29 protein-coding genes are annotated in these 24,427 nt (G+C 64.0%); 12 read left to right on the forward strand and 17 right to left on the reverse strand.

Annotated features, from left to right (window positions below; translation table 11 throughout):
* The 3 genes from ku to BLR94_RS00380 form a co-directional block, all read right to left on the reverse strand.
* Nucleotides 1–828 carry a non-homologous end joining protein Ku gene (gene ku / locus BLR94_RS00370; protein WP_084306458.1) on the reverse strand — a complete coding sequence of 276 codons (828 nt, stop codon included), beginning with the start codon at nt 826–828 and terminating at the stop codon, nt 1–3.
* Between the two features lie 168 nt (nt 829–996).
* The gene (locus tag BLR94_RS00375; RefSeq protein WP_042555677.1) at nt 997–1,239 is read right to left on the reverse strand and encodes a hypothetical protein; all 243 of its coding nucleotides are present in this window, start codon (nt 1,237–1,239) and stop codon (nt 997–999) included.
* Nucleotides 1,240–1,319: 80 nt separating this feature from the next.
* Nucleotides 1,320–1,811, reverse strand: coding sequence for an MgtC/SapB family protein (locus BLR94_RS00380; protein ID WP_084306559.1), 492 nt, complete (start codon nt 1,809–1,811; stop codon nt 1,320–1,322).
* Between the two features lie 274 nt (nt 1,812–2,085).
* Between BLR94_RS00380 and BLR94_RS00385 the strand changes: the two genes are divergently transcribed.
* The 3 genes from BLR94_RS00385 to BLR94_RS00395 are packed head-to-tail and all read left to right on the forward strand — an operon-like array spanning nt 2,086 to nt 3,224.
* Nucleotides 2,086–2,304, forward strand: a complete 219-nt coding sequence (locus tag BLR94_RS00385; RefSeq protein ID WP_084306459.1) for a hypothetical protein — start codon at nt 2,086–2,088, stop codon at nt 2,302–2,304.
* 9 nt (nt 2,305–2,313) lie between these two features.
* Nucleotides 2,314–2,934 carry an NAD(P)H-binding protein gene (locus tag BLR94_RS00390; protein WP_084306460.1) on the forward strand — a complete coding sequence of 207 codons (621 nt, stop codon included), beginning with the start codon at nt 2,314–2,316 and terminating at the stop codon, nt 2,932–2,934.
* Entirely contained in the window at nt 2,931–3,224 is a 294-nt protein-coding gene (locus BLR94_RS00395) for a hypothetical protein (protein WP_084306461.1), read from the forward strand. Before BLR94_RS00390 ends, BLR94_RS00395 begins: the two co-directional genes overlap by 4 nt.
* Nucleotides 3,225–3,394: 170 nt before the next feature.
* On the opposite strand, the gene BLR94_RS00400 is transcribed toward BLR94_RS00395, so the two are convergent.
* Nucleotides 3,395–5,851 (reverse strand): glycogen/starch/alpha-glucan phosphorylase, encoded by a 2,457-nt coding sequence (locus tag BLR94_RS00400; protein WP_084306462.1) that lies wholly within the window; start codon nt 5,849–5,851, stop codon nt 3,395–3,397.
* A 20-nt stretch (nt 5,852–5,871) separates the two neighbouring features.
* The gene (locus BLR94_RS00405; protein WP_084306463.1) at nt 5,872–6,270 is read right to left on the reverse strand and encodes a DUF2513 domain-containing protein; all 399 of its coding nucleotides are present in this window, start codon (nt 6,268–6,270) and stop codon (nt 5,872–5,874) included.
* A gap of 229 nt (nt 6,271–6,499) precedes the next feature.
* Here BLR94_RS00405 and BLR94_RS00410 point away from each other — a divergent pair, with 229 nt between their 5' ends.
* Together BLR94_RS00410 and BLR94_RS00415 are read left to right on the forward strand one after the other, a co-directional pair.
* Nucleotides 6,500–6,877 carry a Rho termination factor N-terminal domain-containing protein gene (locus tag BLR94_RS00410; protein ID WP_084306464.1) on the forward strand — a complete coding sequence of 126 codons (378 nt, stop codon included), beginning with the start codon at nt 6,500–6,502 and terminating at the stop codon, nt 6,875–6,877.
* Between the two features lie 28 nt (nt 6,878–6,905).
* Entirely contained in the window at nt 6,906–7,172 is a 267-nt protein-coding gene (locus BLR94_RS00415) for a YgaP-like transmembrane domain (RefSeq protein WP_084306465.1), read from the forward strand.
* Between the two features lie 49 nt (nt 7,173–7,221).
* Here the strand turns inward: BLR94_RS00415 and BLR94_RS00420 are convergent, their stop codons facing one another.
* The gene (locus BLR94_RS00420; RefSeq protein WP_084306466.1) at nt 7,222–7,611 is read right to left on the reverse strand and encodes a flagellar basal body L-ring protein FlgH; all 390 of its coding nucleotides are present in this window, start codon (nt 7,609–7,611) and stop codon (nt 7,222–7,224) included.
* Between the two features lie 196 nt (nt 7,612–7,807).
* Here BLR94_RS00420 and BLR94_RS00425 point away from each other — a divergent pair, with 196 nt between their 5' ends.
* Nucleotides 7,808–8,257, forward strand: a complete 450-nt coding sequence (locus BLR94_RS00425; RefSeq protein WP_084306467.1) for a MarR family winged helix-turn-helix transcriptional regulator — start codon at nt 7,808–7,810, stop codon at nt 8,255–8,257.
* 207 nt (nt 8,258–8,464) lie between these two features.
* On the forward strand, nt 8,465–8,893 hold the full coding sequence (locus BLR94_RS00430; RefSeq protein ID WP_084306468.1) for an organic hydroperoxide resistance protein: 429 nt from the start codon (nt 8,465–8,467) through the stop codon (nt 8,891–8,893).
* A gap of 63 nt (nt 8,894–8,956) precedes the next feature.
* On the opposite strand, the gene BLR94_RS00435 is transcribed toward BLR94_RS00430, so the two are convergent.
* Nucleotides 8,957–9,232 carry a putative quinol monooxygenase gene (locus BLR94_RS00435; protein ID WP_084306469.1) on the reverse strand — a complete coding sequence of 92 codons (276 nt, stop codon included), beginning with the start codon at nt 9,230–9,232 and terminating at the stop codon, nt 8,957–8,959.
* 348 nt (nt 9,233–9,580) lie between these two features.
* Between BLR94_RS00435 and BLR94_RS00440 the strand changes: the two genes are divergently transcribed.
* Nucleotides 9,581–10,492 (forward strand): AraC family transcriptional regulator, encoded by a 912-nt coding sequence (locus tag BLR94_RS00440; RefSeq protein ID WP_084306561.1) that lies wholly within the window; start codon nt 9,581–9,583, stop codon nt 10,490–10,492.
* 191 nt (nt 10,493–10,683) lie between these two features.
* On the opposite strand, the gene BLR94_RS00445 is transcribed toward BLR94_RS00440, so the two are convergent.
* The 6 genes from BLR94_RS00445 to dnaX all read right to left on the reverse strand — a co-directional run bounded on the left by BLR94_RS00445 (nt 10,684) and on the right by dnaX (nt 18,136).
* Nucleotides 10,684–13,212 carry a TonB-dependent siderophore receptor gene (locus BLR94_RS00445; RefSeq protein WP_084306470.1) on the reverse strand — a complete coding sequence of 843 codons (2,529 nt, stop codon included), beginning with the start codon at nt 13,210–13,212 and terminating at the stop codon, nt 10,684–10,686.
* Nucleotides 13,213–13,340: 128 nt separating this feature from the next.
* Nucleotides 13,341–14,288: a FecR domain-containing protein gene (locus tag BLR94_RS00450; protein WP_084306471.1), complete on the reverse strand. Its 948-nt coding sequence runs from the start codon at nt 14,286–14,288 to the stop codon at nt 13,341–13,343.
* Nucleotides 14,289–14,291: 3 nt separating this feature from the next.
* A complete protein-coding gene (locus BLR94_RS00455; protein ID WP_244158039.1) occupies nt 14,292–14,798 on the reverse strand; it encodes a sigma-70 family RNA polymerase sigma factor in 507 nt (168 codons plus the stop codon).
* Between the two features lie 113 nt (nt 14,799–14,911).
* Nucleotides 14,912–15,511, reverse strand: a complete 600-nt coding sequence (gene recR, locus BLR94_RS00460; RefSeq protein WP_084306473.1) for a recombination mediator RecR — start codon at nt 15,509–15,511, stop codon at nt 14,912–14,914.
* Between the two features lie 184 nt (nt 15,512–15,695).
* Entirely contained in the window at nt 15,696–16,022 is a 327-nt protein-coding gene (locus BLR94_RS00465; RefSeq protein WP_042555660.1) for a YbaB/EbfC family nucleoid-associated protein, read from the reverse strand.
* Nucleotides 16,023–16,039: 17 nt separating this feature from the next.
* The gene (gene dnaX, locus BLR94_RS00470) at nt 16,040–18,136 is read right to left on the reverse strand and encodes a DNA polymerase III subunit gamma/tau (RefSeq protein WP_084306474.1); all 2,097 of its coding nucleotides are present in this window, start codon (nt 18,134–18,136) and stop codon (nt 16,040–16,042) included.
* A gap of 448 nt (nt 18,137–18,584) precedes the next feature.
* On the opposite strand from dnaX, the gene BLR94_RS00475 reads away from it, so the two are divergent.
* Both BLR94_RS00475 and BLR94_RS00480 read left to right on the forward strand, forming a co-directional pair.
* On the forward strand, nt 18,585–18,806 hold the full coding sequence (locus BLR94_RS00475) for a hypothetical protein (protein ID WP_084306475.1): 222 nt from the start codon (nt 18,585–18,587) through the stop codon (nt 18,804–18,806).
* 117 nt (nt 18,807–18,923) lie between these two features.
* Complete coding sequence (locus tag BLR94_RS00480) at nt 18,924–19,211, forward strand: DUF3509 domain-containing protein (protein ID WP_084306476.1); 288 nt, start codon at nt 18,924–18,926, stop codon at nt 19,209–19,211.
* A gap of 59 nt (nt 19,212–19,270) precedes the next feature.
* On the opposite strand, the gene BLR94_RS00485 is transcribed toward BLR94_RS00480, so the two are convergent.
* On the reverse strand, nt 19,271–19,957 hold the full coding sequence (locus BLR94_RS00485; RefSeq protein WP_084306477.1) for a DUF1287 domain-containing protein: 687 nt from the start codon (nt 19,955–19,957) through the stop codon (nt 19,271–19,273).
* 66 nt (nt 19,958–20,023) lie between these two features.
* Here BLR94_RS00485 and BLR94_RS27440 point away from each other — a divergent pair, with 66 nt between their 5' ends.
* Nucleotides 20,024–20,200: a PA1571 family protein gene (locus tag BLR94_RS27440; protein WP_167359689.1), complete on the forward strand. Its 177-nt coding sequence runs from the start codon at nt 20,024–20,026 to the stop codon at nt 20,198–20,200.
* A gap of 13 nt (nt 20,201–20,213) precedes the next feature.
* Here BLR94_RS27440 and pdxB read toward each other — a convergent pair whose 3' ends face one another.
* Nucleotides 20,214–21,365: a 4-phosphoerythronate dehydrogenase PdxB gene (gene pdxB / locus BLR94_RS00490; RefSeq protein ID WP_084306563.1), complete on the reverse strand. Its 1,152-nt coding sequence runs from the start codon at nt 21,363–21,365 to the stop codon at nt 20,214–20,216.
* A gap of 169 nt (nt 21,366–21,534) precedes the next feature.
* Between pdxB and BLR94_RS00495 the strand changes: the two genes are divergently transcribed.
* Nucleotides 21,535–22,935, forward strand: coding sequence for an MATE family efflux transporter (locus tag BLR94_RS00495; RefSeq protein WP_084306478.1), 1,401 nt, complete (start codon nt 21,535–21,537; stop codon nt 22,933–22,935).
* Nucleotides 22,936–23,064: 129 nt separating this feature from the next.
* Here the strand turns inward: BLR94_RS00495 and tusA are convergent, their stop codons facing one another.
* A complete protein-coding gene (gene tusA / locus BLR94_RS00500; protein ID WP_084306479.1) occupies nt 23,065–23,307 on the reverse strand; it encodes a sulfurtransferase TusA in 243 nt (80 codons plus the stop codon).
* Nucleotides 23,308–23,364: 57 nt separating this feature from the next.
* The gene (rlmM, locus tag BLR94_RS00505; RefSeq protein WP_084306480.1) at nt 23,365–24,420 is read right to left on the reverse strand and encodes a 23S rRNA (cytidine(2498)-2'-O)-methyltransferase RlmM; all 1,056 of its coding nucleotides are present in this window, start codon (nt 24,418–24,420) and stop codon (nt 23,365–23,367) included.
* Between the last annotated feature and the right edge of the window lie 7 nt (nt 24,421–24,427).

Below are 24,427 nucleotides of genomic sequence, written 5' to 3' on the forward strand. Positions count from 1 at the left end.
TCACTTCGACGTGCGCTTGCGCGCCGGCCTGGCCGCGTTACCTTCCAGGCTGCGCTTGAGCAGATCGGTCAGGTCGATGACATCGGCGCCCTTGCTTGGCGGCTTGCGCTCGCCGCTGTCATCGACCGCCTCGATCTTGCCGGCCTTGGCCTTCTTCTCCACCAGCGCGACGATCTTGTCGCGAAAGGTGTCGTGGTACTGCTCGGGTTCCCAGTCCACTGCCATGTCGCGCACCAGGCGCTTGGCCATGTCACGTTCACCCTTGCTCAGCTTGGCGCCGGTCACCGCCTCGCCGAGCTCCAGGGTATCGGTGCCACGCACCTCGTCGGGCCAGCGCAGCATCACCAGCAGCAAGGCCGAGTCGTCGACCATCAGCGCGGCGAGGTGCTGTTTGACGTGCAGCACGACGTGGGCCAGGGCGACCTTGCCGGTGTCCTTGAGGGTCTGTTGCAGCAGGGCATAGACCTTCTCGCCGCGCTTGTCCGGCGCCAGGTAATAGGGGCGCTCGATATGCTGCAGCGGAATGGCCTCGGCATCGAGGAAGCCGAAGATGTCGATGGTCTGGGTGGACTCGGGGTGCGCGGCGCGGATCTCGTCCTCGCCGATGATCACGTAGCGGCCCTTCTCCACCTGCACGCCCTTGGCGATATGCGCCTTGTCGACTTCCTTGCCGGTGGCCTTGTTGACGCGCTTGTAACCGATCGGCTGCATGCTGCGCGAATCCAGCCAATCGAAATCGATGCCCTGGGTCTCGGTCGCCGATAGCAGCGAAACCGGGATATGCACCAGCCCGAAGCTGATCGCCCCCTTCCAGATTGCACGCGCCATGAACTCAGTCCCCGCCGTATGAAGGTCAACGGGTGACTCGAGCGCGAAAACAAAAGTTTCAATCATCCGCCAGAGGGGCGGCATTGGCCGCGGTCGGCAGGACGCCCACGGGGCGATGCACGGCCCCATGGAGACGCGCTGCGGCAATGGCGCAGCGAACGGCGCTCGCTACAGGGCGACGCCGTCGCGGTAGATCACGCTGCCGTCGATGGTGATGTCGCGGATCTCACGCAGCATGTTGTCAGCCGCGGTTTCCGCCTCGCTCTCGCAGATGCTGCCGGGAGCGGCCACCCAGAGCATCTGCACGGCTGCGCCGGCGCACTTGGGCTGGTACTCGATCAGGCCAACGTACTGCTGGCCATCCTTCATGGCATCCGTCCAGGCGATGCACCCTTTGAAGTTTCTGAACATACCAGCCTCCGCGTCTGGCTCGACACCTGATGACACCTACCCCTATCAGAGTGCTTGCGCGTCCAGGCGTTCCAGCGCGTTCAACGGGCCCGTCTTTCCAGCCAACCGATGAAGTGCGGTACGGTGTTGAAAATGAACAGCGCCAGCAGCGTTCCCAGCACTGCCGTGGCCTCCCGGCCCATACCCACGGTGATGCCGATGGCGGCGGTCAACCAGATACCGGCGGCGGTGGTCAGGCCCTTCACTTCGGCCATGGAGTCGCCCTTGATGATGGTACCGGCGCAGAGAAAGCCGATACCGGCCACCAGGCCCTGGATCACCCGGCTCATCGCATCGCTCTCGGCGCCCATCTGCGCCGGCACCAGCACGAACAGCGCCGAGCCCATGGCCACCAGCATATGAGTGCGAATGCCCGCTGCCTTGCCACTGGTTTCCCGCTCAAGCCCCAACAGGCCACCCAGCAGCGCCGCCAGCAGCAGGCGCAGGGTGACCTGGGTGAACTGCTCGGGGGTGTTCAGATCGGAAAACTCGTTGGCCAGCGTGGCCAGTACTTCGTCCCAGAAACTCAAGATGATCGCTCCCAAACCACACTGATCCAGACCCACGCACCCGACTTGGCGCTTGGCCTGGCTATCGACCCTGCGGGCAGCGATAGGTTTGGCTTTTCTGCGCCCTGCCGTCCCCTGGCGGCCATCCTGCGGACCCTGGCGAGCGACGCCAGAAATCGCTTTCGCCGCCGACCGTCTGGCGAAAAACCTGAACGTGGGCGAACGCCGTCCAGTCTGCTGCTTTACCAGCCCCAGCGTGATCGCGACTCGCCACGCTGCCCGTTGACAGGAGGTTCGAATGTCCAGAAACCATTACTTTCTCGTCAGCTACACCCTTGGCAAGCAAAAGAAATCGACCGAGATCCAGGCCACGGCACCGGCATTGACACCCGAGCAGGCGCGCCACCATATCGAGTCGCTGCACGGCAACGAGCTGCCCAGCGAGATTACCGATATCGACGTGAAGCCCCTGGGCGACACCGGCCATCAGGAACCTGGGCACGTCAGACAGAGCTGAGCAGGCATCATGAGCACACCCCATCTGATCGAGAAAATCGCCCTGTACGGCGCCCCCGAGAGGATCACCGACGCCCTGCTCGACGCCATGTCGAGCAGGGGGTTGCGGGCCATCGTGATTGTCGACGATCCGACCGACATTGCGGCACGCCCGGCCATGAGCGCCAAGAGTGGTGATCCGTTCGACGCGGCCAGGGTGGCACGCAGCGTTGCCGGCGTGGATGCGGTGATTGCCGTCCTGAGCAGTCGGCACCTGCGCGCCGGCAGCGATACCCATGGCTTCGAACGCACCTACGGGGCGATCATCGCATTGCTCGAAGGGCTGCCCGCTGCCCGGGTGCAGCGCCTGCTGCTGGTCGGTGATCATGCCTGGCTCGACCACCCCGAGGCGTTACCGGCGGAGAAGGTCGAGCACCTGCAGCACAGCCTGCACAAGTCTCCACTGGCCTGGACGATGGTGGAAGCACCGGGCGGCGACAGCCACCTCGCCGCCGCTGGTGGCGAACATGCCGCACTCATCGACGACCTGCAGCAGTATGCCGGCCGCGTGCTGGATCATTGCCTGCAGGAGACCGGCGCCAGGCAGCGGGTACGGGTCGATTCCCGGACAGCGGCCGAGGAGGCACGATGAGCGCTGAAAGCTATATTCTGCTGGTCGTCTCGAGCTGGCTGCTGGTCTCCGCCGCCATGCTCTGGGGCATGCTGCGCCTGGTCAACCGCTATCAGCTGGAAGCCCAGTTGGCCGAGGCGTTCCCTGCCCTGCCCACTTCGCCGACCAGCCAGACCTGGCGCCGCCGCCATGCCCTGCGCCGGGCGCGGCTGCGCGAGCGGGCTTATCGCAGCTACCAGCGGCACCAGCACGCGCTGGCCGCCTTCAACCTGCCGGCGAACCGCTGCGCGGCTCGGTCGGGCCAGCCCTGAGCGCAGGCCTGGCGCTCGGCAGAAGCGCGCTCGCCCGCGAGGGGCCCAGCGACAAACAATCGCCGGGAGAGAGTGACGACGTGACTCGCGACGGCCCCGCAGAGGATCGCAGCGCACAAAAAAACGCCCGTCTCGTTGCCAATGACGGGCGTTCTTCAGCCAGCTTCCGATCAGTCGCCGACGCCTGACACCTTCCAGATCTCCTTGGCATATTCGCGGATGGTGCGATCCGACGAGAACCAGCCGGTACGTGCCGTGTTCAGCACCGCCGCCTGCCACCAGCGATCCGGAGTACGCCAGAGCATGTCGACCTTGCGTTGCGCGTCCCAGTAGGACTGGAAGTCGGCGCAGACCAGGAAGCGGTCATGGGCCAGCAACCCGTCGATCAGCCCGGTATAGCGCCCGGGATCGTCCGGCGAGAATACGCCGGAGCGGATCGCCTCCAGGGCACCCGCCAGACGCTCGGACGCCGCCACCTCGGCGCTCATGTTCAGGTCACGACGCGAACGCGCCGCCACCTGTTGAGCGGTCATGCCGAAGATGAACATGTTCTCGCGACCGATCTGCTCGGCCATCTCCACGTTGGCGCCGTCCAGGGTGCCGATGGTCAGTGCGCCGTTGAGGGCGAACTTCATGTTGCTGGTACCGGAAGCTTCGAGCCCCGCCGTGGAAATCTGCTCGGACAGGTCGGCAGCCGGGATGATCACCTCGGCCAGGCTGACGTTGTAGTTGGGGATGAACACCACCTTGAGCAGACCACGCAGGGTCGGGTCGACATTGATGGTGCGGCTGATGTCGTTGGCCAGCTTGATGATCAGCTTGGCCTGGTGGTAGCTCGCCGCCGCCTTGCCGGCGAAGATCTTCACCCGCGGTGCCCAGTCAGTGGCCGGGTCGTTGCGCATCGCCTGGTACAGCGCCACGGTGTGCAGCAGGTTGAGCAGTTGTCGCTTGTACTCGTGGATGCGCTTGACCTGCACGTCGAAGATCGCCTGGGTGTCCAGGCTGATGCCCATGCGCTCGCGAACCAGCTCGGCGAGCTCGCGCTTGGCGTGTTGACGCTGGGCGGCGAACTGCTTGCGGAACGACGCCTTGGCAGCGAACGGTTCGAGCTTGCGCAGGGTGGTCTCCGGCGCATCGAGCAACTCGTCGCCCACCGCGCCGACCAGCAGCTCGGTCAGTGGCGCGTTGGACTGGTACAACCAGCGGCGGAACGTCACGCCATTGGTCTTGTTGTTGATGCGTTCCGGGTAAAGGCGGTGGAAATCGCTGAACACGCTCTTGCGCATCAGGTTGGTGTGCAGCGCGGACACCCCGTTGATACTGTGCGAACCGAGGAACGCCAGGTTGCCCATGCGCACGCGACGGCCGTTGTCCTCGTCGATCAGGGAGATCGAGCGCAACAGGTCGAAATCATGGATCTCCTTGGCCCGCAGCGAATCGATGTGATACGCGTTGATCAGGTAGATGATCTGCATGTGCCGGGGCAGCAGGCGCTCCATCAGTGACACCGGCCAGGTCTCCAGGGCCTCGGGCAGCAGCGTGTGATTGGTGTAGGACAGGGTGGCGACCGTCAGCTTCCACGCCTCGACCCACTCCAGCCGGTACACGTCGACGAGCAGGCGCATCAGTTCGGCCACGGCGATCGCCGGGTGCGTGTCGTTGAGCTGGATGGCGACGCGGTCGGGCAAGGAATGAATGTCGAGGTTCAGTTCCAGGTGCCGGGCGATAAGATCCTGCAGGGACGCGGACACGAAAAAGAACTCCTGGCGCAGCCGCAGCTCCTGACCCGCCTCGGTGCTGTCCGCCGGATAGAGAACCCGGGAAATGCTCTCGGCCTTGACCACGTCGGCCACCGCGCCGAAATGGTCGCCGGCATTGAAGCGTTCCAGCTTGAGGTCTTCCTCGGCGCGGGCGCGCCACAGCCGCAGGGTATTGACGCTGGAATGACGCCAGCCGACCACGGGCGTGTCGTAGGCGATGGCGCGAATCTGCTCGTTGGGCAGCCACTCGTGGCGGGGCATTTCGCCGGATCCGGCGAGGTCGGCGACACTGCCCCCGAAACCGATCCGGTAGCTGACCTCGGGGCGCTCGAACTCCCAGGGGTTGCCGAAATCCAGCCAGGTCTCGGTGTGTTCCTGCTGCCAGCCATCGACCACCACCTGGCGAAAAAGACCGTGCTCGTAGCGGATACCATAACCGTGGGCGGCGATGTTCAGTGAGGCCATGCTTTCCATGAAGCAGGCCGCCAGACGCCCCAGTCCGCCGTTGCCGAGTGCCGCGTCCGGTTCCATATTGCGGATCTGCTCGAAATCCACATCCAGCTGAGCCAGGGCCTCTCGGGCGGTGTCGAGCAATCCCAGGTTGCTGAGGTTGTCGACCAGCAGGCGGCCGATCAGGAACTCCAGGGAGAGGTAATAGACCCGCTTCTGCTCCTGGCGATCGACCTGCAGCGAGGCATCTTCCCAGTGCTCGATAAGGTGGTCGCGGGCGGCCAGGGCGACCGCCTCGAACCAGTCATGACCACAGGCATTGCCCGGGTCCTTGCCGACCGAATACCTGAGCTTGGCCAGGATCAGTTGTTTGAAAGTCTCGACGTGGTCTGTTGCTTTCGCTGCTTCCTCGGCCATCGCAGGTTCACTCCCTGAATTCAGTTATAGACGTGCCCGTTGCGGCCCTCGTCGGTGCCGCGGTTGGCGGCGAACAGCATGGGATCGACGGTCGGTGCGTTCTTCAGGCCCTCATAGGTGATGCCACCGGCGCGTGCCTGCAGAAAGGCCTTCTTGGCTTCCCACAGCGCGTCTTCGCGAATGCCGTCAAGCAGGTCATGACCGGTGAGGGTCAGGCCATTGGCAATGGCGATTGGCGCGCCGTTCCACGGATTGTGCTGGGAACATTCGATCAGGTTGGCCTGGCACATCAGGTGGATATGATAGCTGACGGCTTCGGCGCAGTGCCGGCCAATGCCCTGCGGATAGAAATGATGGCCGCTTTCCAGTGCTTCGATCTGCAGCAGCAGTTCACGAATCAGTTCCCAATCTCGTTTCATGTCGTCGATTCCTCTCAAGTTGTCAGCGGCTCACCGGCATTGCAGAGCGGCTAGCGCCCTGCCCGCCAAGCACTAAGCAATGAGTACCCCACGCGCGACAGAGTTCAATGCATAGATGGATTTGTGGACGACCACTCATCCATCACCGTGAACTCAGCCCATGCACCGCCCTTCACAACCCTACCGGCTCTTGGCCGGCTTTTGCTGCCCAACGCCAAAGGAGCCCCCCATGCCCCGTGGAAGCAAAGACAGGTACACACCGGCCCAGAAACGCAAGGCGGCCGCCATCGAGGCCACCTATGCAGAGCGTGGCGTACCGGCGGACGAGGCCAGCGCCCGGGCCTGGGCGACGGTGAACAAGCAGTCCGGTGGTGGCGAACGGGCCGGTGGTTCGGGGCGTACCACCAGCGCCGCGCAAAAAGCCCGCGCGCGCCAGGACTCCGCCCGCCAGGCCGCTTCCACCCGGCACGGCGAGGTACGCGCCGACCGGCCATTGCAAAGCCAGAGCAAACAGGAACTGCTGCACCTGGCCCGCGCCCGGCAGATCGGCGGCCGCTCGACGATGCGCAAAGCCGAACTGATCAGCGCACTGGAAAATGCCTCTTGATGACCAAGCCCCTGAAACGGAGTAGCCCATGACCGAACCGACCGAACGCAACGCTGCGACCAACCTGGCGCCTATGGAACGGGTGATTTCCATCGCCGGAGGTGTATTGCTGATACGCAAGGGCCTGGCTGTGCGCGGGGTAATCGGCCTGGTGGACATCGCGGCAGGGGCGCTGGGCCTGTTTCGCGGGGTGACGGGCATCTGCCCGGCGAAGCGGCGCATGGCCGCCGCAAGAAAGCCTGCCGGCACGCTGAAGCAGCTACCCGCGCCGCAGCGCCTGCTCGGGCAGCGTTGACCTGACGAGCGTGCCGAGGGGCGCGCCCGCTTCGGTCAGCGCAGGGCGTTCAACGGTAGGAACAGATCATCGCCAGAAACTGGTTTTCGGTGCTGGTGCCATGGGGCGCAGCTTCGTCCCAAAGCAGCAGTTCACCGTTGTAATAGGCGAAATACAGGGCCCCCTGCTGCTCGTCGCGGCTGGCGAAGCCGCATACGGCCAGGTCATCGCCGGCGGCGCTGGCGGCGGTACCGAACAGTGAGTCGAAGCCGATGCCACGCGGGTCGATCGCCGTGAACAGGCTGGCCTTGGCCGCCTCGGTGTCGGCATCGGACGGGGTCACCAGCACGCGCGTCGGGTTGATCTTGCCGGTGACAGGTACTTGAGGCACTGGCGGCCTGGTGTGGCTGCAACCGGCCAATATCAATGCCGTGGCGAGGCCGGCCATCAAGGTTTTCATGCGCTTCACTCCCGTGAAATCCGATCAGGGCTGCCAGCACGCCTGCCCCATGCTGCAGGAAGCTGGTCAGCGACGCGGCATTGTATGACGGATACAGGGCAGCTCGTCTGCGCGGGGTCACGCAAACAGCTGGTACAGGTGCTGCGGGCGCGATAAATTGCGCCAATCGCCCTGCCCCCCTCATCCCGGAGCTTTCATGACCACCGACGACACCTGCGCCGATCTGCTGCTCGACAACCAGGTGTGCTTCGCCCTGCATTCGACCTCCCTGGCGATGACCAAGGTCTACAAGCCGCTGCTCAAGAAGCTCGGGCTCACCTACCCGCAGTACCTGGCCATGCTGGTGCTGTGGGAGCGTGACGGCATCACCGTGGGCGAGATCAGCGCTCGCCTGCTGACCGACCCTGGGTCGCTCACGCCGTTGCTCAAGCGCCTGGAGGCCGAGGGCCTGATCACCCGGACGCGCAGCAGCAGCGACGAGCGCGTGGTGCACCTGCAGCTTACCGACAAGGGCCGCGCCCTGCATGCCGAAGCCCGGCAGATTCCCGGCTGCATCATCAACGCCAGTGCCCAGACTGCCAGGCGCCTGGCCAGCCTGACCGCCGAACTCACCGCGCTGCGCAGGCAGTTGCAGGAAAGCCTCTGATAGCAACGGCTGGATTGCCACGCTCAACCACAGGTCTACACTCAGACCAGTCTGCTGGCCACGAACGGAGCTTTCGAGCCAGATACGGCGAGCCGCGGAAAATATCTTGCGCACTAACTAAATCAGGAATAGAGTCCGAATCAGGCAAATAACTTGCGCACAAGTATTTATCACGAAAGCTAAACCCCACGATCAGAGGATTCCACCATGTCTATCGAAACCGTTGCCTACCGCGCCTACGCTGAAGCCACTGGCGGTCGTGAAGGCCGTGCCATTTCCTCCGACGGCGTGCTCGATGTCGCCCTGGTCACTCCCAAGGAGCTGGGCGGTGCAGGTGGCCAGGGCACCAACCCGGAGCAGCTGTTCGCGGCCGGTTACTCGGCCTGCTTCCTCGGTGCAATCAAATTCGTGGCTGCCCGTGACAAGCACAAGGTCTCGCCGGATAGTTGGATCGAAGGCATCGTTGGCATCGGTGCAGTGCCCACCGGTTTCGCCATCGAGGTGGAATTGAAGATCACCCTGCCGGGCCTGGACCGTGAAGAAGCCCAGGCGCTGATCGACAAGGCGCATATCGTCTGCCCTTACTCGAACGCCACCCAGGGCAACATCGACGTGACCCTGACGCTGGTCGAGTGATCGCCCGGGCGAATGCTTGCAGTTGAACGACAACGCCCCGCAATGATCCGGGGCGTTGTCGTTTCAGACCGCATGGCTGTGCAGATACTGGATCGCCCCGCTGCGCCAGGCGCTGTCCAGCACCTCTTGTAGCAATGGTGTACGGAAGTAGCGATCCAGATCGGCTGAAGAACGCCAGCTGCTGCGCAGTTGCCAACGCTGCCGCTCCTGCTGCAGCTCGAATGCCACGCAGCCTTGCAGGCCACGCACCGGTTCCAGCAGGTCACGCAGGTAGCTGCCCAGTTCCTCGCAACGGCCAGGTGGAGCTTCGAGCACGGTGATGTGGGTCTGCATGGGCATGTCTCTGCTCACCGATGAATACCGCGGCTGGCGCCAGTGATCAATCCGACTTTTTCCTGGACAGTGGACATGACGCACTCCTCGAGAGAGCGGCTGGCTGCGCCGCGACAGCTGCAGAGACTAGGGCAACGAGCCAGTCCCGCGTTAGTCGATTACTGGAGCATTCTTGCCTGATTCTGCGAAGCCGCTTGTCCATGTACGGCAAGCGCGCCGGTTAACATCGCTTCACGGCTGCCCGATTGCCTATTAGTCCATGATGATTGCCCATTCCTGCGAACTACGACTGGCACACGGGACGTCGGGGCAAATCCCGGATAGTCTGCGCCCAGACTCAGGAGTGACCCCATGATGCAATCCGACCAGCTCGATGAACTGGCCACCCGGCAACGTGAACTATCCAGCCTGATCGAGCGCAAAACGTCCTCGGAAGGCATCCACGATACCTTCATCGAGGGCCTCAGCCTCGCCCGCACGACAGCGCCGAGCCTGCCGATGCCGACGCTCTACCGACCGTGCCTGTGCATCATCGCCCAGGGCCGCAAGGAAATCCGTCTCGGTGCGGAGCGGTATTTCTACGACCCGCTGAACTACCTGGTGGCCTCGGTTACCCTGCCGGTCACCGGGCAAGTGGTCGAGGCGACTGCCGAGCTGCCGTACCTGAGCCTGAAACTGGATATCGATCCTGCGCTGATCAGCGGCCTGCTCGCCGAAGCCGGTCCCATCGGCCTGCCCAATCCCGGCCCCAACCGTGCACTGTTCGTCGACCGCCTGGACCCGTCGATGCTCGATGCGGTGATCCGTCTGCTGCGCCTGCTCGACGCTCCACGCGATGCCGCCATGCTGGCGCCCCTGGCGCTACGCGAGATCTTCTATCGGCTGCTGCACAGCCCGCAGGGACAGCGCTTGCGCGAGCTGGTCATGGCCGACAGCCAGAGCCATCGCATCGCCCGGGCAATCGAGTGGATCAACCAGCATTACGACCAACCGCTGCGCATCGAGGAGCTGGCCCGCGAGGTCAACCTCAGCGCCTCGACCCTGCACCACCGCTTCAAGGCCGTCACCGCCTTGAGCCCCCTGCAATACCAGAAGCAGCTGCGCCTGCAGGAGGCCCGTCGGTTGATGTTCAGCGAAGGCCTGGAAGCGGCGTCGGCGAGTTTCCGCGTCGGCTACGAAAGCCCGTCGCAGTTCAGCCGTGAATACAGCCGCCTGTTCGGCGCGCCACCGCTGCGTGACCTGCACAGATTGCGCAACGCGGGCTGAGCAGCGGCCTGAAAGGCCTCGGCACGAGCCATTGCTCGCGCCAACGCGGATCGCGATGAACAGCACCGTGCGAATGCCAGGCGGCGGTTCCAAGACGGGAGCAGACGTAGGTGGACGGCCGCTACTGGCTTCATTCTGCCCGCCATGACCGCACCATGCGCTCGGCTGAGGCATGGTGCGATACCTGAGGTTCAGAAATCGTAGGAAACCGTGCCCATCACGTTGCGCCCCTCACCGTAGTAGCACTGCAGCAGCGAGTTGCACGCCGCCACGTACTTCTCGTCGGTCAGGTTGTTGACGTTCAGGCGCAGCCCGACCCCGTCCAGGCCGACCCGCGCCATGTCGTAGGACACCGAGGCGTCGAACACGGTGTAGGACGGCAGGCTCAGGGTGTTTTCCGCATCGGCCCAGCTCTTGCCGAAGTAATGGGCCCCGCCGCCGACTTGCAAGCCGCCCAGCGGGCCGTCCTGAAAGCTGTAGTCCGCCCATAGGGTCGCCATGTTGCGGGCCACCACGTTGGGGCGGTTGCCACGGTTATTGACACCGGACGAGTTGATCACGTCCTTGCTGTATTCCACGTCCATATAGGTGTAGCTGGCCAGGACATTGGTGTTCTCTTCAGGCTTGAAGCGCGCCTCCAGCTCGACGCCTCGGGAGCTCACCTCGCCGACGGAGCGGAAGAAGTACTCGTTGGAGTCCTTGCTCGCCAGGTTGGACTGGGTGAGATCGAAGTAGGACAAGGTGAACAGGTTGTCCGTGCCAGGCGGCTGGTACTTGATGCCCAGCTCGGTCTGCTTGCCCTTGGTCGGGTCGAGCAGGCTGATGTCGTAACCGCCGCTGGCATTGAGGTTGTAGGCGCTGGTGGTATTGGGGTTGAACGACTCCGAGTAGCTGACGTAAGGCGACAGGCCATTATCGAAGGCATAGAGCACGCCGACGCGGCCGGTGAACTGCTCCTGCTTGGCGTCATCGGCCTGGTCGCCGTAGGTCGGGTCCTGGGTATGATCGAACGACACCTCGACCCAGTCCTGGCGTACGCCCAGGGAGAAGCGCCAGTTGTCCAGGCTGATCAGATCCTGAAGGTAGAGGCCGGTCTGTTCCAGGCGCCGCAGTTCGTCGTACTGGTGGTAATAGTCGTAGCTCGCCGCCGGACGCTGGCCAGTGTAGGGATTGCTCAGGCTGCTTTCGGTGCCCAGGCCACCACTGTAGGCAACCTTGGCCTTGCGTCGCTGGTAATCCAGGCCGGTGACCAGGGTGTGGCCGAGCGCTCCGGTGGCGAACTCGAACTGCAACTGGTTATCCACGCTCCAGGCGTGCAGCACCTCGTCGCCACCGGAAAACGGACGGTGCAGGTCGCCCTCGCTGCCATAGGGCACGTATTGATCCAGGGTGTAGCCGTACTGATAGACCTGCCCCGACTTCACCGTCGAATCGAGGTACTGGAAATTCTGCCTGGCCGAGACTACATCGTTGAAGCGATGCTCGAACTGGTAGCCGAACAGTTGCTGGTCACGCTCGAACTTCTCCAGGTCGTCGTCGCCCTCGAAGAAACTGCGGGAGATACGCTGGCCGTTGTACGAGGTCACCGAACCGGCGGCTGGCAGCCCGCCGTGGTAGCCGCTCTTGGGATCGTGCTGGAGCATGGCCAACAACGTCAGCCGGGTGTCTTCACTGAAATCGATACTCAGAGACGGCATCAGCGCGTAGCGCTGCTCCTCCACCCCATCGACCTGGGTTCCGGCATCCTTGACCACACCCGCCAGGCGATAAGCGAGGTTCTTCTCGTCGCCCAGCGGCCCGGTGAAATCGAAGGCGGTCTGTTTGTAGTCATGCGAGCCGTAGGACAGCTGGATGTGCCGGCGGGTCTCGTATTCCGGCTTCTTGCTGGTCAGGGCCACCAGGCCACCCGGCTGGCTGCGCCCGTAGAGCACCGAGGATGGGCCCTTGAGCACGTCCACCCGCTCGACGAAGAAGGGATCGACCTGCAGGCTGCTGTAGGTGCCGCTGTCACCCAGCAGTTTCTGACCGTCGAGGAACAAGTTGTCCACCGAGCCGTCATTGATGCCGCGCATCGCCACATAGTCGTAGCGGGTGGTCGCCCCGTACGGGGTGCTCATCAGACCCGGCGTGTAGCGCAGTGCCTGGGCAATGCTGCGCGATCCCTGATCATCCATCTGCTGGCGCGTGACCACTGAAACGGTTTGCGAGGTTTCCAGCAACGGCATGCTGGTCTTGGTCGCCACACTGCTGTGGGTGGCGTTATAACCGTCCATGCTGCCCAGCGCATTGCCCAGGGCGAAGGCCTTGATGTCGGTTCCTTCCAGTTCCAGCGAGCGGCCGCCGGCCTGGTCGGCACGCAGGGAATAGCCACCCTTGCCATCCGCAGCGGCCTGCAGCCCACTGCCACGCAGCAGGCGGACGAAGCCCTCGTCGACCCCGACCTGCCCCACCAGGCCCGGACTGGTCTTGTTTTCGGTCAGGCGCGCATCGACCGACAGCAGCACACCGGCTTCCGCAGCGAACCGGCTGAGCGCCGACGACAGCGGACCAGCCGGAATCTGATAGCTACGTGCGCTCTGCTGGTAAGCCGTGCCGCTCGGGGCGACCGACTGGGCGGATGCCAGCACCGGGGCCAACGCAGTCAGTGCCAGCGCGGCCAGGCGGATCGAGCGACGCAGGCAGAGCGGCGGCGCGTTGAAAAGGGATCGACTCGGGTGCATGGATAGTCCTCATTGCAGGGGGCCGTGCAAGACACACGGGCCGGATGCACTGAAGCCAAGCGAGATCGGAAAAAGGGAACCGCTGCGGTGAAAAATAATGGCGCGCGTGTGCACGCCAGGCTCCCGGCCTATCCTTCGAGAGGCTCCAGGGTCACCCACCATGGCAACCGCCGATTGACCCGGATCGGCAGGCTGCTCTGCAAGGCATCGAGGATGCGCGGCAAGTCGCCGAGGGGATAGGCACCGACCAGGCGGAGGTCGGCCACGCGCGGGTCGCACCCCAGGTAACCAGGCACGTGGTCGGCCAGTTCCTCGACGAAATCCCCCAGGCGTCGATCATCGGCCAGCAGAATCCCTCGGCTCCAGGCCTGCCTGGCCGGATCCACGGGTTCTTGCGCTGAGCTGCTGTCCTGTTCGAAGCGCACCTGGAACCCGGCCTTGACCACTTGTGGCTGCGCGCGCCCGAACGGGTCGATACGCACCGCTCCCTCGAACACGCTGAGCTGCGTATGGCCCTCGCCCTCGCGCACGCTGAAGCGGGTCCCCAGCGCCCTCAGGCGACCATGCACGCTATCGACCACCAGTGGCCGCGGATCACGAGCCGTTTCGATCAGCACCTCGCCCCGGTACAGCTGCAGACGACGCAACGCCGCGCCAAAGTCGACATCCAGTGCGGTACGACTGCTCAACCACAGATGGCTGCCATCAGCCAGTTGCCTGGCTCGGATCTCTCCGGTTGCGGTCCGCTCGCTGGCGACCCAGGCGCGCCACGGCAGGCGACCAGCGAGATCGACTGTCAGGGCACCGGCGCTGCCCAGCAGCAACAGCCCGAGCACCTGGCGCCGGTTTCTGCCGGAACTGCGCAATGCCTGCCCCGCGGCCTGACGACGCTCGTCGCCGGGCAGCCGGTTGAACTGCCCGCTGATGGCCTCGACCCGTTGCCAGGCCACGGCGTGCCGGGGGCTCGCCGCCAGCCATTGACTCCACGCCTGCCGCTGGGCTTCGCTCACGGGTGGATCGGTCAGTACCGCGAACCACTCGGCGGCCTCCTGCAGGGTACGATGATCGGTATTCATCGCTCAGTGCTCGACCAGCATCAGGCAATGCAGCATCGCCTGGGCCATGTACTTCTTCACCATGCGCTCGGACACCTGCAGGCGCAGGGCGATGGCCGCGTAGGTCAGGCCGTCCAGTTGCGAGAGCAGGAACGCCTCGCGCACCTTGACCGGCAGGCGCAGCAGCATGGCGTCGATGGCCAGCAGGGTTTCGATGATCAGTTCGGCCGCTTCCGGCGAGGGAGCATGCTGCTCCGGCTGCAACGCCAGGGCGTCGAGGTAGGCACGTTCGATGGCCTGGCGCCGCCAGTGATTGACCAGCAGCGAATGGGCGATAGTCGACAGGTAGGCCCGCGGCTCGCGCAACGCCGGCAGCTCGCGCTCCTTGCTGAGCACGCGCAGGAAGGTGTCCTGGGCCAGATCCGCGGCATTCTCGGCACAGCCCAGCCGCCTGCGCAGCCAGCCATTCAACCAGCTGCTGTGCTCGCGATACAACTGTTGCAGGGACTGCTGGGAGGAAACAAGCGACATCGAGCACACCATGACCGCACCTGGATGAGGCATGAATGGTAATGCTTCTCAGAAGCGAATTACAGGAATTCGTAGCTTGCTGACTGCTGCTTCGAGCGAGATCGCCAATCGGCTCAGAGATTGATGGGGCGCCGTCCGGCCAGCGCATGGGCCAGGGTGCCGCCGTCCACCAGTTCCAACTCGCCGCCCAGGGGCATGCCATGGGCGATGCGCGACGCCACCAGCCCCTTGCCGGCCAGCAACTGGGCGATATAGTGGGCAGTCGCTTCGCCCTCCACGGTCGGGTTGGTGGCCAGGATCACCTCGCTGAACTGGCCAGCATCGATGCGCAGCAGCAACTCGGGAATGCCGATGGCCTCCGGGCCCAGGCCATCGAGTGGCGACAGGTGGCCCTTGAGTACGAAATAACGGCCGCGAAAACCGGTGTGCTCCACGGCATAGACATCCATCGGCCCCTCCACCACGCAGAGCAGGCTGTCGTCCCGGCGCGGGTCGAGGCAGATCTGGCAGACCTCGTCTTCACTGAGGCTGCGGCACGATTTGCAGTAACCGACGCCCTCCATGGCCTGGTTCAGCGCCTGGGCGAGCCGCACGGCGCCGTTGCGGTCGCGCTCGAGCAACTGCAGGGCCATGCGCTGGGCAGTCTTCTGGCCGACACCGGGCAGGATGCGCAGGGAATCGATCAGTTGGCGGATCAGGGGGCTGAAGCTCATGGTGCGCGGCTCGACGATGAAAGCGGAGAGATAAGGGAAAGCGTCTTTACGGAGGCTTCGAGGCTATAGAAGTCTTCCGTAGGGTGGACGACGCTTCATCCGTCCACCGCACTACCATCGCAATGGTGGACCCAAAGAGCGTTGCCACCCTACGGGGAATGTCAGCTATCGCCCTGGAGCCGCCTCAGAACGGCATCTTGAAGCCTGGCGGCAACTGCATGCCGGAAGTCATGCCGGACATCTTGTCCTGGCTGTTGGCCTCGATCTTGCGCACCGCGTCGTTGACGGCGGCGGCGATCAGGTCTTCGAGGATTTCCTTGTCTTCCTGCATCAGGCTGTCGTCGAGGCTGACGCGCTTGACATCATGACGACCGGTCATCACCACGCTGACCAGGCCGGCGCCGGACTGACCGGTCACCTCGGCGTTGGCCAACTCTTCCTGCATCTTCTGCATTTTTTCCTGCATCTGCTGTGCCTGCTTCATCAGGCCGGCCATGCCACCTTTCATCATGATGTTGTCCTCGGTAGTCAGGGGTTAACGACGGTATCGACGGGTTCGATGCTGCCGGCACGCACGGAGGCGGCAAACTGCGAAATCATCTGTTGGATCAATGGATCGTTCTGGATCGACGCTTCAGCCTCGCGCTGGCGATTGGCGCGCTTGCGGGCGGCAGCCTGGGCAGGCGTTTCCTGTTCGGGCTTGATCAGCTCGATGTCCAGTTGCAGCTCACGGCCATGGTAGGCGTTGAGCGAATCGTTCAGGCGGCGCTGCTGGGTCGCGTTGAACAGTGCGCTATGGGCAGGATCCAGGTGCAGCAGCCATCTGTCACCCTCGACGGCGATCAGGCTGCAGTTGGCGGCGATGCTGCCCGTCATGCCGCCCAGACCCAGTTTCGGGAACAGCTCGAGCCAGTCCGCCGCCAGACCGGTAGCCGGCAGCGAGGCAGGCTCGGGTTCGGCTTGTGGCTGCTCGTCGGAGAGCGCATCGGCGAAATCGTAATCCAGATTCTCGGCATCCATCGCCACGTAGTCGTAGTCACCGGGTGGTGGCTCGTCATCGCTGTCCGGTGGATTCAGATCGTTGCTGTCGATCACCGGCACATCGGCCAGTTCGGGAACGGGCAGCGCCACTTCTGGCTCGGGCTCTACCGCCTTGACCGGCTCTTCGACCTTCGGCTCAGGCTGCGCCTGCACGGCGACCGGCGGCGGAGGCGTGTCGTCGACCGGTACTGCGGGTTCGGCGACCTTGGCCTCGACCGGCACCTCTTCCCACGGCGGAGTGACCAAAGGCGCAGGGGCAGCAACGGCCACGGGCGCAACTGCCGGTGGCGTGACGGCAGCGGCAACAGGTGGCGCTGCTGGCGGCGGCACGGCTGCGGCCGGCGTCGGCACACTGGGGGCGACGCTGGCCTGAGGCGCGGCACTGACAACAGGGGCTGACGCAGCAGGCGCTGCGTCGGCCACCGGCGTTGCCTGGGGATCAGCCTTGGCCTGGCTGACCCCCAGTGGCTTTAGCGCCACCTTCGGCGTATCGCCCTCACCCGCCGGCCTGAACGCCAGCATGCGCAGCAGCACCATCTCGAAGCCACCACGCGGATCCGGCGCCAGCGGCAGGTCGCGTCGGCCGATCAGGCCCATCTGATAATAGAACTGCACGTCTTCGGCCGGCAGCGCCTGAGCAAGGCCGAGAACACGGTCACGGTCGCCCTGGCCGTTGTCCACGGCATCCGGCAGCGCCTGGGCGATGGCCACGCGGTGCAGCACATTGAGCATTTCCGCCAGTACGCCACTCCAGTCCGGGCCCTGCTCGGCCAGCTGGCGCACCGCGTCGATGACGCCACGGGCGTCGCCTTCGATCAGTGCATGCAACACACCGTACACCTGGCCATGGTCGAGGGTACCGAGCATGGCACGCACGTCGGCGGCGAGCACCTTGCCCTCGCCGAAGGCGATGGCCTGGTCGGTCAGGCTCATGGCGTCGCGCATGGAACCGTCGGCCGCGCGGCCGAGCAGCCACAGGGCATCGTCTTCGAAAGGAATGTTCTCGGCGCCCAGCACGTGGGTCAGGTGCTCGACCACGCGCTCTGGCGGCATGTTCTTCAGGGAGAACTGCAGGCAGCGCGACAGCACGGTAACCGGCAGCTTCTGCGGGTCGGTGGTGGCGAGCAGGAATTTGACGTGGGGCGGCGGCTCCTCGAGCGTCTTGAGCAAGGCATTGAAGGAACTGGTGGAAAGCATGTGCACTTCGTCGATCAGGTAGACCTTGAAGCGTCCGCGGCTCGGCGAGTACTGCACGTTATCGAGCAGCTCGCGGGTGTCCTCGACCTTGGTGCGGCTGGCGGCGTCCACTTCGATCAGGTCGACGAAACGGCCTTCATCGATCTCCCGGCACACCGAACAGGTGCCACAGGGGGTCGAGCTGATGCCGGTTTCGCAGTTCAGGCACTTGGCGATGATCCGCGCGATGGTGGTCTTGCCCACACCCCGGGTGCCGGTGAACAGGTAGGCATGGTGCAGGCGCTGGCTGTCGAGTGCGTTGATCAGCGCTTTCAGCACATGGGTCTGCCCGACCATTTCGCGAAAAGAACGCGGGCGCCATTTGCGTGCAAGAACCTGATAACTCATTGAAAACCGTCGCCAGAGGAAAGCAAAAGAGGCCTAATGCTAGCTTAAATCGGCCTATCAGTGCGACGCCGATTGGCGGACATGAAAAAGATCGGAAAAAGGGCTGGCTAAATTTTATACAGCCACGTATAGTCCGTCCCGTTCGTACCACGCTGCAAGTCATCCGGCCTCAAGGCCTTCCCGATGGTTTCCTGGCAATCGGCATCCACAGGATGCACGCACAACCGCCAAGACCCCCTCCGCTGACTGATCTGGCCGTCCCGCTCACGCGTCGACCTTCGCCAGTCTTCCGACGTACAGACCCGCTCCAGCTTTCACCTCAGCAAATAGGTGGAACTTAAAAGCGCGCAGTCCGCTCCGACAAACAATCCCATTGGCCCAAGCCAGTGCCCGGAGCCCTCTTTATATGGCGCGATCATGCGCCCGTAGTATCAGGAAACACCCAAATATGAATACCAACCAACAAATCCAGACCGCTATCCATACCCTGTCCAACGCTTTCGCCCCGCTTGCCTGCCATATTCTGGCAGCGCGCAAGGGCAGCTTCAGTTTTACAGTGGTGGACCACACCGGTGTCGCACAGCACAGCCAGCGCCTTTACCCCGGCCAATACTGCGACGATTCCCTGAAAGGTGTGATCGAACGTGCCCGCCAGGCGCTGCGTCGCTGATCCCGACAGGCGAATTTGCAAACAACGTCACTATTAAGGGAGCGAAATAGTAGCCATCGTCGAACTAAATGAATCCTGGTCACTCATAGGTGTTCATACTTCAACTGGAGTTCGTCAATGGAAAATAGTAATCGACAGCTCGTCGACCAGCTATTCGCCCCCCTACGCGCCACCTTCAGTCGGCCTCGCCCGGACGGCAGCATCGTTCTTTCCCTGATCGATGAAGCCGATACCACCGCCTACAGCCGGGTGCTGCAGAAGCTGCAGCTGAACGACTCGAACGCTTTCGCCCGAAGCCTCGAAGACATCCGCCTCGAGCTCGCCGTCAGAGCCGGCAACATCCCGGCCGAAATGCGCAAGATGCTCAAGGAACAGGACAGCGTGATCAACTATCACCACGCCTGACAGGTGTCCGAAACGAAGCCCCGCAGCCTGACCGGCACGGGGCTTCGTCGTTTCTGGGATTAGCCAGCCGGAAAGCGGTAGTGACCCGTGATGGTAAAGCGAAACAGGATGGCCTCCTCCCGGGTGCCAGCGCCAATGTTGTGCAGGATCAACGGCTCTCCCGCGGCCGAGAGGCGATCGGAAACGATGCCGATATGGGTGAGGCCGCGCCCCAGATCCCAGGTGACGATATCGCCCGACCGATAGTCCCGGGCGTCCCGACTGACCTGCAACGCCATGCCCTGGCGCCGGAACCAGGTCATCAGATTGGGCACCCGGCGATGGTCGATATTGCGATCGGGGCGGCTTAGCCCCCAATGCTTCGGATATGCGGAAAAATTCGCCGCCATGTCCACATGCACCGCTTTCTGCAGATCCAGGCCCTGCAAACGCAGTGCGCGGATCACCACATCGGTGCAGACACCGGTCTCCATCGGCACATCACCGCCGGGGTAGTCGATGTGCCGGTAAACGGGATCGTAGGCAAGGGTCACACCGACCTGCTGACGAGCCCCATCCGCCAACTTCGCCGGCTCCACGGCAAATACGTGCAGGCTCAGCAGGCAGCTCAGCAGCAATAAGGATGATCTCGGCACGCCATGCTCCCCTCTCAAGCTGAAACCGTTCGCCGGACTCTCTTCTTTATCCGGTAATTTTTTGCGACAGTATGGGTGGGCAAGGTTGAAGCCATATCGGGATGCCCACATCACCAGATAACGTCGCCAAGCGTAGATGCCCGGTAGACAGTGCGAACACCTGATGAGGAAACCACGATGAGCAGCCCTGACGAGCAACACGCCAATCGAGCCAGTGCAGAGCCGGAGAATACCCATGGTGCGGTGATCGACCTTCGCGGCCGGGAAATCCCGATCACCGAAAGCATGATCCAGCAAGCCTGCAGCGAGCTGGACAAGCAGTGGGTCAAGCCTGGGGACGAAAATCCTTCCTGACCACCTCCGCCTGTCAACGCGTGCTGATCACGCGCGCCCCCAGCGCCGTGATCAGCGCGTGCAGCCCCTGGTCACTGCCACGTAGCTCCACTTCCAACCCTTGTATTTCGCGCCGCATCGGATACTGCTTGCGCAGCAGATCGAAGCCGGCCTTGCGTGCCTGCACGTCGGCGACCAGGCTGCGACGCAGGTCAGCGTCATCGCGGCGTGGGTCGTAGACCGCACGGCACAGCGTCGCCAACGCCCAGGCCGGTTCGCTTCCGGCGCCGATGCTGAGGCGCGGCAACCAGCGCCCGGGCGTCAGGGCGTCCAGTTGCACCTGCGGCGAGATGCCCTGGTGTCGGCAGAACGCGTCATGGATCTGCGCAGTGCCACGCAGCTTGCCGTCCAGGCTGTAACCGGCGATGTGCGGGGTGGCGATATGGCACAGCGCAGCCAGGGCTGGCTCCACCAGCGGCTCGCCTTCCCAGACGTCCAGCACCACGTGCAGATCGGCCCCTTGCTGCAGATGCTCACGCAACGCAGCGGTATCCACCACCGCACCGCGACTCGCGTTGATCAGCCAGGCGCCGGGGCGCAGCCGCCGCAAGCAGTGCGCATCGATCAGATGCCGGGTGGCGAACTCAGCGTCGCGCGTCAACGGCGTATGCAGGCTGATCACGTCGCATTGCTCGACGATCTGCTGCAGGTCGACGAAGCCCCCGCCTTCGGCGCGCTGGCGTGGCGGATCGCAGACCAGCACCCGCCAGCCCAGGCCGCGCAGCACACGCACCAGCCGCTCGCCGACCTGGCCTGCGCCGACCACCCCGTAGGTGCGCTGCGCCAGGTCGGCGCCCAGGCGTTCGGCGAGCACCAGCAGGCTGCCCAGCACGTAGTCCACCACGCCACGGGCGTTGCAACCCGGTGCGCTGCTCCAGGCGATGCCGGCTTCGGCCAAATACTGCAGATCCAGATGGTCGGTGCCGATGGTGCAGGTGCCGACGAAGCACACCTGGCTGCCTTCCAGCAGCGCGCGGTCGACGTTGGTCACCGAACGCACCAGCAACAGCTCGGCATCGCCAAGGGCGGCACGGTCGATGGCACGACCGGGAAAGCGGCGAATCTCGCCGAAACCGGCGAAGAACTCATCGAGCAGGGGTATGTTTTCGTCGGCGACTATGCGCATGGGAATCTCCGCAATCAGGCAGGCATTATAACCGGATGCACTGCCCGGGCTCTGCATGAAAAACAACCGGGCTTCGGCTGTGCAGCGCCGGAAACAGTGCTCCGGCGCCTTTCCTGACCGAACCGTCAACGCGTAGACTGTGCGGTTTTCCATGGATCACGGAACCCCGATGCCTGTCCCTTCCCGCCTGCAGCGCGTGCGCACCGAGTTGCGCACGCTGCTGGCCCTGGCCACCCCGATCATCATCGCGCAACTGGCGTACACCTCCATCGGCTTCGTCGATACGGTGATGTCCGGCCGCTTCAGTGCCCGCGATCTGGCTGCAGTGGCATTGGGCAACTCGATTTGGGTGCCGGTGTTCCTGCTGATGACCGGCATCCTGCTGGCCACCACGCCGAAGGTGGCGCAACGCTTTGGCGCCGGGCAGCACGGGGAGATCGGCCCGCTGGTGCGCCAGGCACTGTGGCTGGCCCTCGCGGTGGGCTGCATCGCTGGCATCGTGCTGTGGAATGCGGAGTTCGTCCTGCGCCTGATGAAGGTCGATCCGGACCTGATCGAGCCTGCCATGGGCTACCTGCACGGCGTGGCGTTCGGCTTCCCCTGCGTGGCGCTGTTCCATGTGCTGCGCTGCTACAGCGACGGCCTGGGCCGTACCCGCCCGGCCATGGTGGTGGGCTTGTTCGGACTGTTGCTGAACATCCCCCTGAACTACGTACTCATCTACGGCAAGCTTGGCTTGCCGCCACTGGGCAGCATCGGCTGCGGCTGGGCCACGGCACTGGTGATGCTGTTCATGCTGTCGGGCATGATCTGGTGGATTCGCCGCGCAGCGGCCTATCGAGACACCACGCCGCTACAGCGCTTCGACCCGCCGAGCTGGCCGCTGATCAAGCGCCTGCTGGGTATCGGCTTGCCAATCGGCATCTCGGTATTCGCTGAATCGAGCATCTTCGCGGTGATTGCGTTGCTGATCGGTGGGCTGGGCGCCACGGTGGTCGCCGGGCATCAGATCGCCCTGAACTTCGCCTCGCTGGTGTTCATGATCCCCTACTCCATCGGCATGGCCGCCACGGTGCGCGTGGGCCAGGCCCTCGGCCGTGGCGAGCCGCGTGAGGCGCGTTTCGCCGCCGGGGTTAGCATGGTTACCGCGCTGGCTTATGCCTGTGTGTCGGCCAGTTGCATGCTGCTGATGCGCGAGCAGATCGCACAGATCTACACCCCCGCACCTGAAGTGATCGCCCTGGCCGCGAGCCTGATCGTCTACGCCGCTCTGTTTCAGTTCTCCGACGCCCTGCAGGTCACCGCCGCAGGCGCACTGCGCGGTTATCAGGACACCCGGGCGACCATGGTCATGACCCTGTTCGCCTACTGGGGCATTGGCCTGCCGGTGGGCTACCTGCTGGGCCTGACCGACCTGTTCGGCACGGCCAGCGGCCCGGCTGGACTCTGGGAAGGATTGATCGTCGGCCTGACCTGCGCCGCCCTGATGCTGACCCTGCGCCTGAAAAGCAGCGCCAAGCGGCGGATTTGGCTGGCCGAAGCACCGCGACGCGAAAGCCGCCAGGTGTGAATCGACAGCAAGAAGGCGGTAGCAGCCATTCGTAGGGTGGACGACGCTTCATCCGTCCACCGCTCTGCGATCGCGATGGTGGATGAAAAGAGCGTCATCCACCCTACGGCTGCTTTCATCTTGCACCGCTCAATCAGCTTTCTTGCGAATCCAGTACAGATAGGTCTCTGCATCCTGGGCCTGACCCACCAGCTCATGCCCGAGGAATACGCAGAATTTGGGAATATCGCGGCGAGTCGAGGGATCGGTGGCGATTACCTTGAGCAAACCACCCGCCGGCAGATCGCGCACCTTGTTGTGCAACATCATCACCGGCTCCGGGCAGAATAATCCGCTGGCGTCGAGGGTGTCATCGGGTGTTGAATCCAGCATCAGGGGCTCCGCGAATATCGAATCGTCTAGTCAGTAGCGCGTAGGCAGCGCGGCGTCCTATTTACCCAGCCGGCGCAGGTGGCAGGTCACTTCCTCGCGGTCGTGGTATAGCTGCTTGCAGGCGATGGAGACCTTGATCTTGCGCGCCGCCAGGCCGTCGGCAATGCGCTCGAGCAGGCGCCGCACTTCGGCGTAGCGCTGCTTCATCGGCAGTTTCAGATTGACCACCGCTTCGCGGCAATGTCCCTCGCCGATCCAGGTTTCCAGCAGTGCGGCGCTGCGGGCAGGCTTCTCGACGATGTCGCAGACCATCCAGTCCACCGGCTGCCTGGGCTTCCAGGTGAAACCATCGACCATCAGGTGCTGTACCAGGCCGGTTTCCATCAGGCTCTCGGCCATCGGCCCATTGTCGATGGCGGTCACTAGCATGCCACGGCGTACCAACTGGTAGGTCCAGCCGCCGGGCGCGGCGCCCAGGTCGACGCCGGTCATCTGATCCGACAGGCGCTCGTCCCACTGCTCACGGGGGATGAAGGTGTGCCAGGCCTCCTCCAGCTTCAGGGTCGAGCGGCTCGGTGCCTCACGGGGGAACTTGAGGCGCGGAATGCCCATGGGCCAGATCGCCGAATTGTTCGCCGCGGCCATGCCCAGGAACACTTCACGGCCACTCTTGAAGGTCAGCAGCAGGCGTGGCGCCCCGCCGTCTTCCACCAGCTTGCCAGCGGCTGTCAGGGCCTTGCGCAGCGGGCCTTCGAACTTCTTGCAGAAGCCGGACAGTTCCTTGCCGTCATTGGTATCCAGCACCTCCAGCCACAGGCTGCCGAACACCGGCAATGGCGCCAGGTGCTCGAGTAGCACGCTGATGCGATCCTTCTCGGGCAGTTCGATGAACGCGCCCCTGGCCCACTGGCGCACGAAGATCAGTTGGCTGAAGCGCAGCCCGGCTATCAATCGTTCGGCGCCCGACTCGTCGCCACAGATGAACTCGGCGCAGGCCGTATCGGGCTTGGCCCTGGCGTAGCCGGGAACGTCAAGACGTGCAGCGTGCTCGGAAATTTCCGCACACACTTCGTTCTCGAAACCAGGCCGGCAGTGCAGCAACAGCGTCTTCATGGGGGCT

Source organism: Phytopseudomonas flavescens, from assembly GCF_900100535.1.
GTDB classification, from domain to species: Bacteria; Pseudomonadota; Gammaproteobacteria; order Pseudomonadales; family Pseudomonadaceae; genus Aquipseudomonas; species Aquipseudomonas flavescens.